Origin of the sequence: Mycobacterium kansasii ATCC 12478 (assembly GCF_000157895.3) — a bacterium.
Classification (GTDB): Bacteria; Actinomycetota; Actinomycetes; order Mycobacteriales; family Mycobacteriaceae; genus Mycobacterium; species Mycobacterium kansasii.
Map to the genome: position 1 here is coordinate 4,574,583 of NC_022663.1, position 16,261 is coordinate 4,590,843.

Annotated in this window: 10 protein-coding genes; 7 read left to right on the forward strand and 3 right to left on the reverse strand. The window is 66.5% G+C overall.

Going from position 1 to position 16,261, the window contains the following annotated elements:
- Positions 1-7: 7 nt before the first annotated feature.
- Positions 8-1,759 (forward strand): glycerol-3-phosphate dehydrogenase/oxidase, encoded by a 1,752-nt coding sequence (locus MKAN_RS19945; RefSeq protein WP_023371407.1) that lies wholly within the window; start codon positions 8-10, stop codon positions 1,757-1,759.
- Positions 1,756-3,291 (forward strand): FMN-binding glutamate synthase family protein, encoded by a 1,536-nt coding sequence (locus tag MKAN_RS19950; protein ID WP_036391117.1) that lies wholly within the window; start codon positions 1,756-1,758, stop codon positions 3,289-3,291. Before MKAN_RS19945 ends, MKAN_RS19950 begins: the two co-directional genes overlap by 4 nt.
- 57 nt (positions 3,292-3,348) lie before the next feature.
- On the opposite strand, the gene MKAN_RS19955 is transcribed toward MKAN_RS19950, so the two are convergent.
- Positions 3,349-3,957 carry a DUF5994 family protein gene (locus MKAN_RS19955; protein WP_023371411.1) on the reverse strand — a complete coding sequence of 203 codons (609 nt, stop codon included), beginning with the start codon at positions 3,955-3,957 and terminating at the stop codon, positions 3,349-3,351.
- Between the two features lie 79 nt (positions 3,958-4,036).
- The gene (locus MKAN_RS19960) at positions 4,037-8,359 is read right to left on the reverse strand and encodes a cation-translocating P-type ATPase (RefSeq protein WP_103797894.1); all 4,323 of its coding nucleotides are present in this window, start codon (positions 8,357-8,359) and stop codon (positions 4,037-4,039) included.
- A 396-nt stretch (positions 8,360-8,755) separates the two neighbouring features.
- On the opposite strand from MKAN_RS19960, the gene MKAN_RS19965 reads away from it, so the two are divergent.
- From MKAN_RS19965 to MKAN_RS19985, 5 genes are all read left to right on the forward strand, one after another.
- Positions 8,756-9,778 carry a magnesium transporter CorA family protein gene (locus MKAN_RS19965; protein WP_023371414.1) on the forward strand — a complete coding sequence of 341 codons (1,023 nt, stop codon included), beginning with the start codon at positions 8,756-8,758 and terminating at the stop codon, positions 9,776-9,778.
- A gap of 370 nt (positions 9,779-10,148) precedes the next feature.
- Positions 10,149-10,451, forward strand: coding sequence for a hypothetical protein (locus MKAN_RS19970; RefSeq protein ID WP_023371416.1), 303 nt, complete (start codon positions 10,149-10,151; stop codon positions 10,449-10,451).
- Positions 10,452-10,486: 35 nt separating this feature from the next.
- Positions 10,487-10,723 carry a hypothetical protein gene (locus tag MKAN_RS30685; RefSeq protein WP_129111629.1) on the forward strand — a complete coding sequence of 79 codons (237 nt, stop codon included), beginning with the start codon at positions 10,487-10,489 and terminating at the stop codon, positions 10,721-10,723.
- 994 nt (positions 10,724-11,717) lie between these two features.
- Positions 11,718-12,572, forward strand: coding sequence for an RluA family pseudouridine synthase (locus MKAN_RS19980; RefSeq protein WP_023371420.1), 855 nt, complete (start codon positions 11,718-11,720; stop codon positions 12,570-12,572).
- Positions 12,569-15,481, forward strand: coding sequence for a sulfatase-like hydrolase/transferase (locus MKAN_RS19985; RefSeq protein ID WP_023371422.1), 2,913 nt, complete (start codon positions 12,569-12,571; stop codon positions 15,479-15,481). Before MKAN_RS19980 ends, MKAN_RS19985 begins: the two co-directional genes overlap by 4 nt.
- A 29-nt stretch (positions 15,482-15,510) precedes the next feature.
- Here MKAN_RS19985 and MKAN_RS19990 read toward each other — a convergent pair whose 3' ends face one another.
- A complete protein-coding gene (locus MKAN_RS19990; protein ID WP_023371424.1) occupies positions 15,511-15,867 on the reverse strand; it encodes a DUF732 domain-containing protein in 357 nt (118 codons plus the stop codon).
- Positions 15,868-16,261: the final 394 nt, after the last annotated feature.

Consider the following 16,261-nt stretch of genomic DNA (forward strand, 5'->3'; position numbering starts at 1 on the left):
CGTTTCCGTGAGCAACCCAATCAGCGCACCGCAAGGCGAGCAGCCCGCTGGGACGCTGGGACCGCAGCAGCGCGCGTTGGCCTGGGAGCGGCTCGGTGCCGAGCAATTCGACGTGGTCGTCATCGGCGGCGGCGTGGTGGGCTCCGGGTGCGCGCTGGATGCTGCCACCCGCGGTCTCAAGGTGGCCCTGGTCGAGGCCCGCGACCTGGCCTCCGGCACGTCGAGCCGCTCGTCGAAGATGTTCCACGGCGGGTTGCGTTACCTCGAGCAACTGGAATTCGGCCTGGTGCGTGAGGCCCTCTACGAGCGGGAGCTGTCGCTGACGCGGCTGGCGCCACACCTGGTCAAGCCGTTGCCGTTCTTGTTCCCGCTGACCAAGCGCTGGTGGGAACGCCCCTACATCGCCGCGGGCATCTTCCTCTACGACCGGCTGGGCGGCGCCAAATCGGTTCCGGCGCAAAAGCATCTGACCCGTGCCGGGGCGCTGCGATTGAGCCCGGGGTTGAAGCGCAGTTCGCTGATCGGCGGTATCCGCTACTACGACACCGTCGTCGACGATGCCCGCCATACCATGACGGTCGCGCGCACCGCGGCCCATTACGGAGCCGTCGTGCGGTGCTCCACCCAGGTGGTGGCGCTGCTGCGCGAGGGCGACCGGGTGATCGGCGTGCGGGTGCGCGACTCCGAGGACGGCTCGATCACCGAGGTGCGCGGCCACGTCGTGGTCAACGCGACCGGGGTCTGGACCGACGAGATCCAGGCGTTGTCCAAACAGCGCGGACGGTTCCAGGTGCGCGCGTCCAAGGGGGTACACGTGGTGGTGCCCCGGGACCGGATTGTCAGCGACGTCGCGATGATCCTGCGCACCGAGAAGTCGGTCATGTTCATCATTCCGTGGGGCAGCCACTGGATCATCGGGACCACCGACACCGACTGGAACCTCGACCTGGCCCATCCCGCGGCCACCAAGGTCGACATCGACTACATTCTGGGCACCGTCAACGGGGTGCTGGCTACCCCGTTGACGCACGCCGACATCGACGGCGTGTACGCCGGGCTGCGGCCGCTGCTGGCCGGGGAAAGCGAGGAAACCTCCAAGCTGTCGCGCGAGCACGCCGTCGCAGTGCCGGCGGCGGGGCTGGTGGCCATCGCCGGCGGCAAGTACACCACCTACCGGGTGATGGCCGCCGACGCGATCGACACCGCCGTGCAGTTCATTCCGGCCCGGGTCGCGCCGTCGATCACCCAGAAGGTGAGCCTGCTGGGGGCCGACGGCTACTTCGCTCTGGTCAACCAGGTCGAGCACGTCGGCGCGATGTACGGCCTGCACCCCTACCGGGTGCGGCATCTGCTGGACCGCTACGGGTCGCTGATCGACGAGGTGCTGGCGTTGGCGGCCGACGATCCCGGTCTGCTCAGCCCGATCAGGGAGGCGCCCGGCTATCTGCGGGTCGAAGCCCTCTATGCCGTCACCGCCGAGGCGGCCCTGCATCTGGAGGACATCCTGGCCCGGCGCATGCGGATCTCCATCGAATATCCGCACCGCGGCGTGGACTGCGCCCGGGAAGTGGCCGACATCATCGCACCGGTGCTGGGCTGGACCGCCGAGGATATCGGGCGCGAGGTCGCCAACTACAAGGCGCGCGTTGAAGCCGAGGTGCTGTCACAGGCCCAGCCGGACGACGTATCGGCGGACATGTTGCGAGCCAGCGCACCCGAAGCCCGGGCCGAGATCCTCGAACCGGTGCCACTCAATTGAGAGCGCGGAGAAAACCCCTGGCCGCCGTCGTCGGCGGGGGCCTGGCCGGGGTGGTCGGCTGGGACCTGGTGCAGCGCCGCCACACCATCTTGCGCAACTACCCGATCATCGGGCACCTGCGTTACCTGCTGGAAGCGGTGGGGCCGGAGCTGCGCCAGTACATCGTCACCGACAACAACGCCGAGCGGCCCTTCAGCCGCGACCAGCGGCGCTGGGTCTACACCTCGTCGAAATTGACCAACCGGTACTTCGGGTTCGGCAGCGACAACGATCTCGAACGTTCCTACAACTACCCGATCATCAAGCACGCGGCGTTCCCGGTGTCGGCCCCGGACGGCGACCCGGGTCACCCCGATCCGGCGGTGCCGCTGCCGGCGGCCAAGGTGCTCGGCGGCGCGCGGGGCCGGGCCAAGGCCTTCCGGCCGTCGTCGTTGGTCAACGTCTCCGGAATGAGCTTCGGGTCCCTGAGCGGCGCGGCCGTCACCGCGCTGAACAAGGGCGTGGCCCTGGCCGGAGCGCTGCAGACCACGGGGGAGGGCGGGATATCGCCGTACCACCTCAACGGCGGTGACCTCGTCTGGCAGGTCGGCACCGGGTACTTCGGCTGTCGCAACGAGGACGGAACATTCAGCCTGCCCCGGCTGGTCGACCGGGTGGCCGCGACCCCGTCGATCAGGGCCATCGAAATCAAGCTCAGCCAGGGCGCCAAGCCGGGTCTGGGCGGCATGCTCCCCGGCGGCAAGGTGACTCCGGAAATCGCGGCCATCCGCGGCGTTCCGGCCGGCGTGGACTGCCGCAGTCCTGCAGGGCATTCCGCATTCCACGACGTCGACGGGCTGCTCGAGCTCGTCGAGGCCATCGCCGCGCAGACCGGTCTTCCGGTGGGCATCAAGTCGGCGGTCGGCGACGGGGCGTTCTGGCCGCAACTGGCCGCGCGCATGGCCCGCACCGGACGCGGTGTGGACTTCGTGACCGTCGACGGCGGGGAGGGCGGCACCGGCGCGGCGCCGCTGGTGTTCAGCGACCACGTGGCGCTGCCCTTCAAGTGGGCATTTCCCAGGGTCTACCGCGCCTTTGCCGAAGAAGGCCTGCACCACGACGTGGTGTTCATCGGCTCGGGCAAGCTCGGCATCCCGGAGAATGCGCTGTTGGCCCTGGCCATGGGCTGCGACATGGTCAACGTCGGCCGCACGGCCATGTTCGCCATTGGCTGCATCCAGGCCCAGCGCTGCCACACCGGCCGCTGCCCGTCGGGCGTGGCCACCCAATCGGCATGGCTGCAGCACGGCCTCGACCCGGCGTTGAAGTCGGTGCGCTGTGCCAACTACCTGGCCACGCTGCGCTTCGAACTGCTCTGTCTGGCGCGTGCCTGCGGCTATGTCCACCCGGCGCTGGTACCCCTGGACACCATCGAGCTGCTCGACGTCGACCTGCAGACCGTGCAGGTCGACGAGTTGTTCGGCTACAAGCCCGACTGGGGCCTGCCCGGGCCGGCCGACGTCGAAGCGATCACGCAGCTCATGACCGGCTGATCTGTTCGTGCGCTGGCGTCGATCTCGGCGCCCGGCGGGCGCGTCTGTGGGTCAGATTCAGCGCAGCGGCGACGCGGTTGCCGCGCGGGATTCCAGCATCCGGTTACGGACGATGTGTTCGACCAGGATGGGGACGAAGGTCTGCACCGGTGCATCGACGAACTGTTCAGCGGCCTCCTCAGACCAGCGCCTGATCTGTGCGGTTCGCTGCTCGTCGGCGCGGCCCTCGTGCCGGGCCAACTTGTCTGCCACGTCGGCCACAGATCGGGCCACCAGGGAACGACTGGCGGAGGCGACGTCGCCGTCGGTGCATGATCGCGCGTCGTCGAGGGCCTGTCGGCCGCTCTGCTCGCCGACGTCGGGCGAAATGACGCGCAGCGTCACATGATGCCCGTCCTCTCCGATCAGGATCACACTGGTCGGCTCGTCACTGGTGAAGCCCAGCAATTCGACGGAGTGGCCGTCGATCTCAACCGAAGACGGTGTTTCGTCCCAGCCGTTGTGGCGGTAGCCCACTATCGCGATCGGTCCCAGCCGTTCGGATACCGCTGCCACCAAGCCCGGCAGCTCGTCGGCCAGGCTCCTGGACCGCGGCCACCACGCGCCGTCGATGTGCTCCGAGACCGGACGAAATGTCTTGAGCTGTAACCGGGTTTCGCGCTCCACGCGACTACGGTAAGGGGGGTCGCGGGCCGCTCGCGACTGTTAAACCCCACCTTCAGGTGGCCACTGAACGAACATTTGGTTACCTGCGTGCGAGCGAATCAACGGCGTCGACCGATGCCGCACCGTCTGCGGTGGCGGCGATGAGCCGCCGGGCGTTCTCCGAGGCGCGAACCAGCAGGTCGGGAGCCAGCGCCGAGATCCCGCCGGCCACCGCGGCCGCCAGCAGCGCCTGACCCCAGCCCAGCGGGCCCACGGGGGTGCAGCCGAACACCTGGCTGAGACCGGGGGTGGTCACCACCAACGCCAGCGCGCCCAAGGACCCGACGGTGGTCAGCACCACCAGCGCGCTGTGCGAGTCGGCGAGCGTCTGGGCCAGTTGTGTGCCGACCAACCCGATCAACGCCACCGTCGCCGCGCGGCGCTGGGTGCCGGTCGTGCTGGCCAGCAGCCACGCCAGCATGGCGCCGATCGTGGTGGACGCGCCACGAATCCCGATCGCGCGCCACATCCCCGCCTCGCCGCGGTCGACCTCGGCGGTTCCCGCCTGGGGGCTCACGGCCAGGGCGGCGGCCGGCAGCGCGTCGGTCAGCATGTTGACCAACAGCATCTGGCGGGCGTTGAGCACCGAACGCCCGGTCAGGATCGTGGTGATCAATGCAAAGGACACCTCGCCGAGGTTGCCGCCCAGCAGCACCGACACCGCCGAATGCACGCGGCGCCACAGCTGCTCGCCTTCGTCGAGGGCGTCCAGCAGTGCCTCGATCTTCCCGTCGAGCAGCACCACATCGGCGGCCGTGCGGGCTGCGTCGCTGCCGCGCGCGCCCACACCGATGCCGACGCTGGCCGCCCGGATCGCCGCCGCATCGTTGACGCCGTCGCCGACCATCGCCGTGACCAGCCCGGCCCGTTCCAGAGTCTGGACCACCTCGATCTTGTGCTCCGGGGTCATCCGCGCGAAGACCAGCCGCGACACGACCGCCTCGGCGCGCTGGTCGGCGGACATCGCTTCCCAGTCGGAGCCGGTGACCACCTGCTCGACGGTCACGTCGATGCCCAGTTCCTGGGCGATCACGGCCGCGGTCGTGGGGTGGTCGCCGGTGATCAGCCGCACACCGATCTCGCGGTCGGCAAGTGCCGCCAGCACGGCCTGGGCGGTGGGCCGCGGGGTGTCGGCCATCCCGAGCAGACCGATCGGGGTGAGATCGGAGGTGCACAGGCTTTCCAGCAGATCGGGATCGGCCGCCGCGGCCGCGGCCTGCTCGCGGCTGAGGCGGCGTTCGGCCACCGCCAGCACGCGCAACCCCTTGGCCGCCAACTCGTCGATCTGCTTGCGCAACGGGCCAATCCGGGTTCTGGGCCCGGCGAGCGCCGACGAGAGCACCTCGGGTGAGCCTTTGAGGGTCAGCCGCGTACCGACCAGAGCGGCCGCGAACGGGCGACCCGATTGGAAGGGCAAGAAGGCGTCCCGGTTCGGCCGCGGTTGTGGCCGCGAACCCCGAAGCGCGGGGTCGGCGGCGGCCTGGTTTATCGCATCGTCGGTGGCATGCTCAACGCGGTGGGCGTGCCTCGAATAGGTGGTGCTCAGCGCCGCGTCCAGCACCTGCGCGGGGGTGAAACCCGTCATCGGGCGCACGACCTTGACCTTGAGCCGGTTCTCACTCAGCGTGCCGGTCTTGTCGAAGCACACCACGTTCAGCCGGGCCAGCGCCTCGATGCAGTGGGCATTACGGATCAGCACCGACTCTCCGGTGAGCCGGCGCGCGGCGGCCAGCTGAGCCAGCGTCACCACGAGTGTCAGTCCCTCGGGAATGGCGGCGACGATCAGCGTGACCGCGCTTCCCACCGCCGCGCGCAACGGCGTGCCCCGCGCCACACTGAGCAGCCCGACCAGCGCCCCGCCGGCGACACTGAACGGCAACGCCCGCCGGGTGATGCGCCGCAACTGTCGTTGCAGACCGATCTCCGCCGACTTCCTGGGCGCCATCGCCAGTGCCCGGCGGACCTCCGAACGCGAACCGACCGCGGTCACCACGGCCACGGCCGTGCCGGCAACCACCGTGGTGCCGGCATACAGCATGCAGTCCCGTTCGGCCAGCGGGGCGCCGGGCGTCGGCTCGGTTTGCTTGGCCACCGGCAGCGATTCGCCGGTCAGCATGGATTCGTCGACCTCGACGTCCGATGCTTGCAGCAGCCGGGCGTCGGCCGGGACCACCTCGTCGGCATGGATTTCGATGATGTCGCCCGGTCGCAGCCGCTTGGCGGCCACCTTCTCGTCGCGCTGCTCGTCGAGAGGGCCGACCCGACGGCGCGCGGACGGATCCTGTACGGCCAGCAGCCGATTGAGGATGCGTTCGGCGTGCAACTGCTGTTCGGCCGACAACCCGGCGTTGACCAGAAGCACGCCAGCCACCAGAACCGCATCCAGCGGCGAGCCGAGCAGCGCGCTGGCCAGCGCGCCCGTGGCCAGCAGCGGCGTGATCGGGTCGGACAGGTCGGAGCGCATCTCGTCCGCGAAGTCGCGGACGAGTCGCCACGATCCCACACTCGCCTTGTGTGCCAGACGAATCGGCGGCAGGCTTTGCCACCAGGTGGACGCTGCTTCGGCCCGGTGTTCGTCGGCGGGGCGAGGCAGCAGCCGCCGCACTTCGGTGACGGGCAGGCTGTGCCAGTCGTGGACGGTTTCGGGTTCGGGCAGTGGATCGCGGAAAACCTTTGCAGCCGAACGGAATCCGAACCACAGGCTGGCGGCCATACCGATGTTGACCGAGACGGAACTGCGGCCCGGTACGCCGGGAATCAACATCAGGGCGCCGATCGCCGAGGCCGAGGCCGACAGCCGAACCGCGTTGTCGGTAGCCGCGCGCGCGGCCGGCAGCGCATGCAGCACCCGCCATGCGCCGGCCAGATCCGTAACGACAACGTCGGAACCCCAGGGCGCAGGATGCCGCTGCCGCTGCACGCCGATCGTGACATCGGCCCGCTGCGCGGCCTTCAGCTGCGAGGTGGTCAGCAACGCCACGGTGGCGCCACCCGCCTTCAGCTCGGCGACAGCCGCTGCCACCGCGTCGTCGACCGACCCGTCCACCGGATACAGCTGGTCGAATCCTTGTGCTAGAGAACGCAATCCATCGTCATCGAGGGAGGAGACGCGGGGGTGCGAGCGGCGTGCCTCGGTGAGCACCGCCGCGGCGAACGGATCGCGCACCGGGCTGATCAGCGCCTGGCCGGTGCCCCCGCCGGCTCCGGGGATATCGGCCAGGTCGTGCCATCCGGGGCTCAGCTCACCATTGTCCAGTGCGGCGCGCACCGCTTCCCAGGCTCGGGTACGTTGCGAATCCTGAACTCCCAGAATGCGACTGACCATCAACTCGTCAACGTAGAACGCCCGCGGGTCGATCATGATCGCGTCGACCCGGTCGAGTGTGCGCAAGGCACCAGGGCGCAGCACCAGCGCGTCGTGGCGGGCGGCCAGGCCGCGGCTCATCGCGCAGCCGAATGCCTCCCGCACCGTGCGCAACGGCTTCGGAACGGCGGCCAGCGCGGCGGCGCCGGCCGTGTCGGGGTTGCGGGAGAGCACGCCGGCCACGGCGGCGGCGCCGAGGCCGATCGCACCGATGCGGTTGGCGTAGCGTTCCGCCGGACCGTCGGCGGGAGTCGGCACGCTTCTGGGTGCCGACGCGGCGTCGTCAGGCACCGGCCGGCTGCCCAGCCCAGGTTCATGGCGACGCCAGGTGAGCCGGCCGGTCCAGGCCTCGGCCGCCAGCATCGCGCGGGTCGCGGCCTCGGCGGCCGCCGCCGTCGGCGACAGCGTCAGCGCGGCCGCCGTGGCGTTGACGACGCCGAAGAACATGTCGGTGCCCTCGGGTCCGAGGCGTCGTTCCAGCTCGCGGCGCAGTCGCGGCAGGTGGTCGGCCAGGGTTGGCGGCACGGCCACCAGGTCGGGCAACCTGGGCAGCCGCAGCAGGCTGCCGGTCAGCGACAGGGCGAAGCCGGTGGTGGCGGCCGCGGCCGCGATCATCCGTCCCATCAGCAGCGTGTCATCGCCGGGCAGACTGGCCGGGTACGTGTCGCTGGTCCCGTGGCGGCGCTCGGCGCCGGCGACGATCCGGCAGAGCTGCGCCACCGAGGGTCCGTCGGCGTCGACGGTGACGACCAGCCGCGCAATGGTGGGGTTCAGGAAGGCCTCGAGCACACCGGGCGTTGCGCGGACGGCCGCGAGTATGTCGGTGGCGATCGCTGCACTGTGCTTACAGCCGAGGCCCCGCACCTCGATCCAGTGGCGGGGACCGTTGGTGCTGATGCGCCGCGCCGGCGGGCCACCCATCGCCTCGACCGCAACCCCCGCCGCCGCGCGGGTCAACGCCGGAATATCCGGCGCTGCACGGGATAACGATCTGCCCATGCTCGCTGCCACGTCGCCACCCAGCAGGACGGTGCCGACGGCGGCACCGGCGACCGCGGTGCCGGCGGCAACGGTCCTGCGGGTGCCCGCCAAGGCAGCCCGCAGCGGCGCTGCCACCAGGCCGAAACCGGGCAGACGACCGGGTCCGATCAGTCTGTTCACACCCACCTCGCACCGATTCTCGAATAAGCCGGCCAGAAACGAAAGGCCGGTTCGGGTGAACGGCTGGCTCACCACATCGGCGCGCGCGTCATGTCGAATCAAGGTACGCCTTGGCGGCGCAGTAGCGGGCATTGACGCCCCGATGTGGCTAGACGTGGGTAATGGTCGGCATGACCCGGCGCGACGAGACATTCACGTACCGGGTTCACGTGGTATTGGCGGTGGCCTGACAAGATGGCCGTCGTGCATGTCGCGCCGAGTTACCAGGGTTGCGTATGGCGTTGCGGTGAGCCACAGGACGACTTCGAATTCGACCGCATCTCCGATTACCTCAGCGAGGACGACACCTTGGTGTGGGTCGACTTGTGCGGTCCGGACCACGAAACACTGCGCGAGCTGGCGGCCGAACTCGGCCTGAACCCCTGGGCCGTCGAAGACGCCGTGGCAGCAGCCGAACGTGTCAAAGCCACCGCGTACGAAACCCACACCTTCTTCACCGTCTATGCCGTCGACGTCTGCCCCGTTGCCAAAGCCGGCGCCGATCCCCGGCCGATGCTGGCGATGCACCGGATTTCGGCGTTCGTGCTTGCCCGGGGTTTGATTACGGTGCGCCTGACGCCGGACTTCGACATGGCGCAGGTCACGCGACAATGGCGGGAAATCGGCGGTCAGCGCCACGGTGTCGGCGCATTGGTGCACGGGTTGCTTGATGTCGTGGTCGACAGTCATTTCGCGGCGGTGGAGGCGCTCGACGACTGCGTCGAAGACATCGAGGACGAGTTGTTCGACGGCAACTCGCGGCAGGCGAGCTTTCAGCGCCGGACCTTCCAGTTGCGCAGGGACCTGGTGAACCTGCGGCGGGTTGCGTTGCCGATGCGCGAAGTCGTCAACTCCATCCAGCACCATCGCCTGCACGCCTTGCAGGCCGAGGCGGCCCGAGAACTCGACCCGCTCTACGCCGACCTGTATGACCACGTGCTTCGGGTATCGGAATGGACCGAGTCGTTACGTGACATGATCACAACCATTTTCGAAACCAATCTGTCGCTGCAGGACGCGCGGCTGAACACCGTCATGAAGAAGCTGACCGGGTGGGCCGCCATCATTGCCGTACCGACCGCGATCACGGGCTATTACGGCCAGAACATTCCCTACCCCGGTTTCGGCCACGTCTCGGGTTTCATTGTCAGCACCAGCGTGATCGTCGTCCTGATGGTGGTGCTCTATGTGACGTTCCGGCGGCGCGACTGGCTCTGACCGCGCGCGCCGCGCCTCGAATTCGCGCGACGTCGGAGAGCCTTGATTGCCTTCAACACCTGCGGTGTCCTCTCACCGCAGACCGACGCCCGGTAAGTCTGGCAGTGCTGGATCGCCGTGGCCTTGGCAGGCTGCTTGCCGCCAAACCCGGGCATTTCCAACAGATTCAGCTTCCCTCAGCTTCACTTAGTCACAACGATGGCCGAGATAGGGGACCCCTCACCTCCATTCGGAAATCACGCGCCTCACGGCGTACCCTGCGCTATTGATGGTGCCGCCATAGCAGAGGGTGTCGCATGAATCGCTGGTGCGAAACGTCTGTTTGCGTGGCGTTTCGCGTGAAAGATGGTGTTGAGTGCGATGATTCGAGGTGTCTGTCAATGTGCGTACCGGTGATGTCGATCAGTTGATGATGCTGCCGCCGTCGGTTCGGGAATGGCTTCGTGAGGATCATCTGGCGTTCTTCGTGCTCGATGTGGTCGCCGAGTTGGAGCGCCAATTAGATGCGGCCAACGCACAATACACGCCCGCCAACGACGCCAAACGCGCCGACATCCATACTGGACACAACCCGCACCACAACAACCACCTACACCCGGCGCTCAACCTCAACCGGGCACGCCCCCAAGCCCAAGTATTGCCGACCAGGCCAAGAAAATTGGTGAGGAAGTAAAGACGGTTCCGAAGGGTTCCGGGCAGCTCCAGGCCTTGGCGGACAAGGTAACTTTCCTGCACCTTGACCAGGAACAGGCAGCCGAAGCGACCGAGATTGCCGCTCAGCCAGCATTCGGTGAAACTGGAGGAATTGCCAACCTCCCTGATGGAACAACGGCAGTTTTACCCGCGAGATTAGACCAGGGGGTAGCAATGATCGTCCATCCTGACGGATCGGTTACTGTGTTCAAGGGCGACCTTGCCCAATTCCTGCCCTACCTTGGTAACTGAGGGGATGCGTGCTGTGAATACAGCCTGCACACCTGCGATTATTGACTTCGAGATCTACCTGCTTATGACGATGAAGCTAAGGATCTCAATGTCGCGCAAACAAGCTCAGCTACAAGCCAAACTGGCTGAACACAGGCTCTCCATAGACGATGCGGAATGTATACATAAGCGGGTAGCCGAGGCTCTTGGCGATGAAGCCTCTTACCTCGGAAATATGCAGAATTTGCTACGGGGTGTGAATAAGGATGACCCATCTTTGAAATTTAGCAGCGTATTGTGGCCCGGATTTGACTTCAATGCCGTTATCGATGAAGACGGGTTAATTGAGTCGGCACGGTATTGGCACGTAAAGCGCAATTCGCACAGATTCAATTCTCCGACCGAAGTACCCATTTAGGGCATGGACGTTACCGAGTTCACAGAGCATTTTGGCCCCATGCGGGGTGGCCGTCAGTGGCCCTTGCTTGACAAGTTTCTCCCCGCATACGAGGAGTACGAATTCCCATGGGCGGGGGAGAGTTATGGTGCAGGATTCAGTTGGGGGCTCTTCATGTTTTCGGCGAAGTCGTGGCCTGAAGATTGAGAGGGTTCAGCTAGAGTCCCGCGCCGTTCTGAACCCTCTTCGAGCTTTCGGCGAGCGGGCATACCAGACTTCACGTTAATCAGGAAGAGGCTGCCGAAGCAACAGACATCGCCGCTCAGGCCCCTGTTCGGTGAGTTCTTGCCCGCATACGAGGAGTTCGACTTTTATTGGAATGGAGAACATTACGGTGCACGATTTACCTGGGGCCTATTCTTGTCTGCTTCAATCTACTGGGACTGAGCTTCTATGGAGGGTTGTGGCCGGGATTCGACTTCAGAGCCGTCGCGGGTGAAGAAGGAGTGCCTAAGTCGGCGTCAGCAATATCGGCGTATAGCAAGGATGACCAAGCGGTCTCAGTCGATCGGGCTGGTTAGCGCTACTGGAGCGCTTCGGAGTCTATAGTCTGCGAGCGTGCTTGGCGTTCGTGACGCGCTCGGGCCCGCGCGGGTGCGGCTGAACGGCGGGCCGGTGCTGGCCGAACTTGACGCACGGTTCGGCACAGCGGCTGGCCGGAAGGTGCTTGCCGGCGAAGTGGTCGACAGCCGCGGCGCGGTGATCGATCGCGATACGGTGCTGCCGCCGGGGTCGTTCGTCCACCTGTACCGGGATCTGCCTGACGAAGTTCCCGTGCCCTTTGAGATGCCGGTGTTGTATCAGGACGACGACATCGTCGTCGCGGACAAACCGCACTTCTTGGCGACCATGCCGCGCGGGCGCCACGTCGCCCAGACGGCGCTGGTGCGGCTGCGCTGTGAACTCGGGTTACCCGAGTTGAGCCCCGCGCATCGACTGGACCGGCTCACCGCCGGGGTGCTGCTGTTCACCACCCGCCGCGAGTTGCGTGGCCGCTATCAGACGCTGTTCGCATGCGGTGCGGTGCACAAGACCTACCTGGCCCGGGCGGCGGTCAACCCCGCGGTGGTGCTGCCGCGAGTGGTCCGCAGCCGCATCGTCAAGCGTCGCGGTCAGCTGCAGGCGGTGTGCGAACCCGGCGAGCCGAACGCGGAGACGTTGGTCGAGCTGATCTCACCGCAGGGCCTGTACCGGCTGACGCCGCGTACCGGACGCACCCACCAGCTGCGGGTGCATATGGCGTCACTGGGACTGCCGATCACGGGAGATCCCCTGTACCCCAAGGTGCTCCAGGAAGTTGATGGTGACTTCAGCTCGCCGCTGCAGCTGCTGGCGAAGCGCATCGAGTTCGACGATCCGCTCACCGGCTCGCGCCGTGAGTTCATCAGCCGCCGAGAGGGAATCTGGTCATGAGTGAAGACAACGCACTGGTCATCGTCGCCGGGTATCAGGACATTGATTCGGCCCGGAGCGATTTCGAGAACCTCACCGGCCGGGCCAACGCCAAGACGGTCCCGCTGCAGGGCGCGGTACTGATCGGCAAGGACGACGAGGGCAATCCGGTGCTGCTCGACACCGGGAATCGTCTCGGTCGCCGCGGCGCCAAATGGGGCGCGGGTGTCGGCTTGGCGGTCGGGCTGTTCTCGCCGGCGCTGCTGGCCGCTGGGTTGGTGGGCGCCGCGACCGGAGCAGTGGCCGGCACCTTCGCCCACCATCGGATCAAGAGCGGGTTGGCCGACAAGATCGGGCAGGCGCTGTCGGCGGGAAGTGCCGTCATCATCGTCGTGACACCGGCGCCGGGCCGGCTGCCGGTGGAGCAGACCCTGGCCGGTTCGCCGATGAAATCGGTTGCAGAACTCAGTCATTCGACATTACGAAGCCTGGGCGCAGCACTGCAAGAAGCGATGGGCAAGTTCAATCCCGACCGTACGAAGCTGCCGATACCGCAGCGCAGCTTCGGCGGCACGATCGGTCGCACCATGGCAGAGTCCGTCGGCGACTGGACGATAGTCCCCGGCCCGAGCGCGCCGGACAATGCGCCCAATGTCTTGATCGTGCTGATCGACGACGCCGGGTTCGGCGGACCGGACACCTTCGGCGGCGGCATCCGAACGCCGACACTGTCGCGGGTGGCGCAGAACGGGTTGGCCTACAACCGTTTCCATGTCACCGCGGTGTGCTCGCCGACCCGCTCGGCGCTGCTGACCGGGCGCAACCATCACCGGGTGGGATTTGGATCGGTGTGTGAATTCCCAGGTCCGTTTCCCGGTTATTCGACGGTCAAGCCGCAGAGTTGTGCCGCGCTGCCCCGGATCCTGCGTGACAACGGCTATGTGACCGCGGCATTCGGCAAGTGGCATCTGACTCCGGACAACGTTCAGGGAGCATCCGGGCCGTTCGACAACTGGCCGCTGGGTTGGGGATTCGACCATTTCTGGGGTTTCCCCAGCGGCGCCGCGGGCCAGTACGACCCGATCATCACGCAGGACAATTCGGTCCTCGGTATTCCCAAGGGTCCAGCCGAAGAAGACGGCCGCCCCTACTTCTTCCCCGACGATCTCACCGACAAGGCCGTCGAATGGCTGCACACGGTACGGGCCCAGAACGCCACCAAGCCGTGGCTGCTGTACTACTCGACCGGCGCCACGCACGCACCGCATCACGTATTCAAGGAGTGGGCCGACAAATACCGCGGGCAGTTCGACGAGGGCTGGGATGTTTACCGGCAGAAGACTTTTGAACGACAGAAACAGCTGGGGATCATTCCTGCGGACACCGAACTGACCGAGCGGCCCGACCTGTTCCCGGCGTGGGACAGCCTGTCGGACACCCAGAAGAAGCTCTACGCCCGGCAGATGGAGGTGTTCGCCGGGTTCTCCGAAAACGCGGACTGGAACGTCGGGCGGCTGCTGGATGCCATCGAGGATCTCGGCGAGGCCGACAACACGCTGGTCTTCTACATCTGGGGCGACAACGGTGCCAGCATGGAGGGCACCAACACCGGCTCGTTCAACGAGATGACGTTCCTCAACGGCCTGGATCTCGACGCCGATCAGCAGCTGGCGCTCATCGAGCAATACGGCGGCATCGAAGCTCTCGGCGACGAGTTCACCGCACCGCATTTCGCGAGTGGCTGGGCGCACGCCAACAACACGCCGTTCCAATGGGGTAAGCAGATGGCCAGCCACCTCGGTGGTACCCGCGACCCGATGGTGGTGGCCTGGCCGGCCCGGATCCGGCCCGACGGCCAGGTTCGCGGCCAGTTCACCCACTGTATTGACATCGCACCAACGGTGTTGGCGGCCATCGGTTTACCGGAGCCGACCAGTGTCGACGGTGTCGAGCAGGAGCCGATGGACGGAACGAGTTTCCTGCACACCTTCGACGCCCCGGCCGCCGAAGAGCGCCACACCGTGCAGTACTTCGAAAACTTCGGCAGCCGCGCCATTTACCGGGACGGCTGGTGGGCGTGTGCCCGGCTAGACCGGGCGCCGTGGGACCTGTCACCGCAGACGATGCAGCGCTTCGCGCCCGGGAATTACGACCCGGACCTGGACACCTGGGAGCTGTATTACCTGCCCGACGACTTCTCCCAAGCCAACAACCTGGCGGCCGAGCATCCGGACAAGCTGGCCGAACTACAGCAGCTGTGGTGGCAGGAAGCCGAACGCAACCGGGTGCTGCCGTTGCTGGGCGGGCTGGCCGTGATGTTCGGTGTCTTGCCGCCACTGCCCACCACCACCCGCTTCGCCTTCCAGGGAGACGTGCAGAACATCCAGCGCGGCATGGTCCCGCGCATCTTCGGCCGCTCCTACGCGATCGAGGGACGGCTGCACATCCCGGACCACGGCGCGCAGGGCGTGATCGTCGCCAATGCCGACTTCATGGGCGGGTTCGCGCTCTGGGTCGACGAGCACCAGCGGCTGCATCACACCTACTCCTTCCTCGGCGTCGAGACGTATCGACAGGTATCGACGGAGCCGCTGCCCACCGGCGACGTCACGGCGCGGATGCTCTTCGAAACCGAGCAGCCCGTGGTGGGCTCCGGCGGCAAGGTGACGCTGTGGGCCGACGACCGTTTGATCGGCGAGGGTCGGCTGCCCCAAACGGTGAGTCTGTCATTTACGTCCTACGCCGGGATGGACATCGGCCGCGACAACGGGCTGGTGGTCGACCGCGACTACGAAGACAAGGCGCCGTACACGTTCACCGGAACCGTCAAAGAGGTGATCTTCGACCTCAAGCCCGTTCATCCCGATGCGGAGAAGGCGTTGCACGAGCACGCCTCGGTGCAGGCCGTCGGACAGGGTGCGGCGGGCTGACCCGGGCAGGACTCGGAGAAACGACCGAGTCAGGTCGACGAGTGGTGATGTCTGGGGCAATACGCGGCGACGCTCAGGCCCACGAAATACCCCGCGCGATAGCCGTCCAGATTGCCGCCTTTGGCCAGGTCATTGGCGATGTCGGCCTTATGCCGTCCGAGATCGAGTTCGTCGCAAACCTGATGGCCGACCAAGATAGCGGCCTGCGGTGACGCGAAGTTGATGCCTTTGGCCTTCACTGCATTGAGGAATGCGTCATCGATCCCGTCGGCTTTGGCCGTCGGGATCGCCACGACCGCCAGACCAAGCAGTCCGGTGATCACGACAAGGCCTACCGATCGTGATCTTCGGGCGGTTCTGCGCGAGCGCAACAGGCTGGTCGCCATCGCTGGAAACCTCCCCGCTGACAAATCTGGCGCATGCCACGCCCGCGCGTTGTGATCATTTCACCCCGTGATCGGACCTGCGAACGCCTCGCGGCGGCCGGCCCCTTAGCCGGGTTTGCGATGGTCTGACCCGGCCCTCGTCGGTCCAACAGCCGCAGCCATTGTTGTTCAATTGTCGGTAAAGCCTGAGCAAAGCCTCACCATCGGTGATGGCGCTGGCATGACGCAACCGTATATCGGGTGGAAACTGTCGGTGAAATCGTGAATCAAACTGTGCCCTGGTATGTTTGGGCACGAAAAATCTTGACCGATATGGTTACCATGCCTCATGGCTGCGGGGAAGACGGCAGTTTGGCGGACCGCAGTTTGGTCGGCCACGTATGTCTCTTTTGTG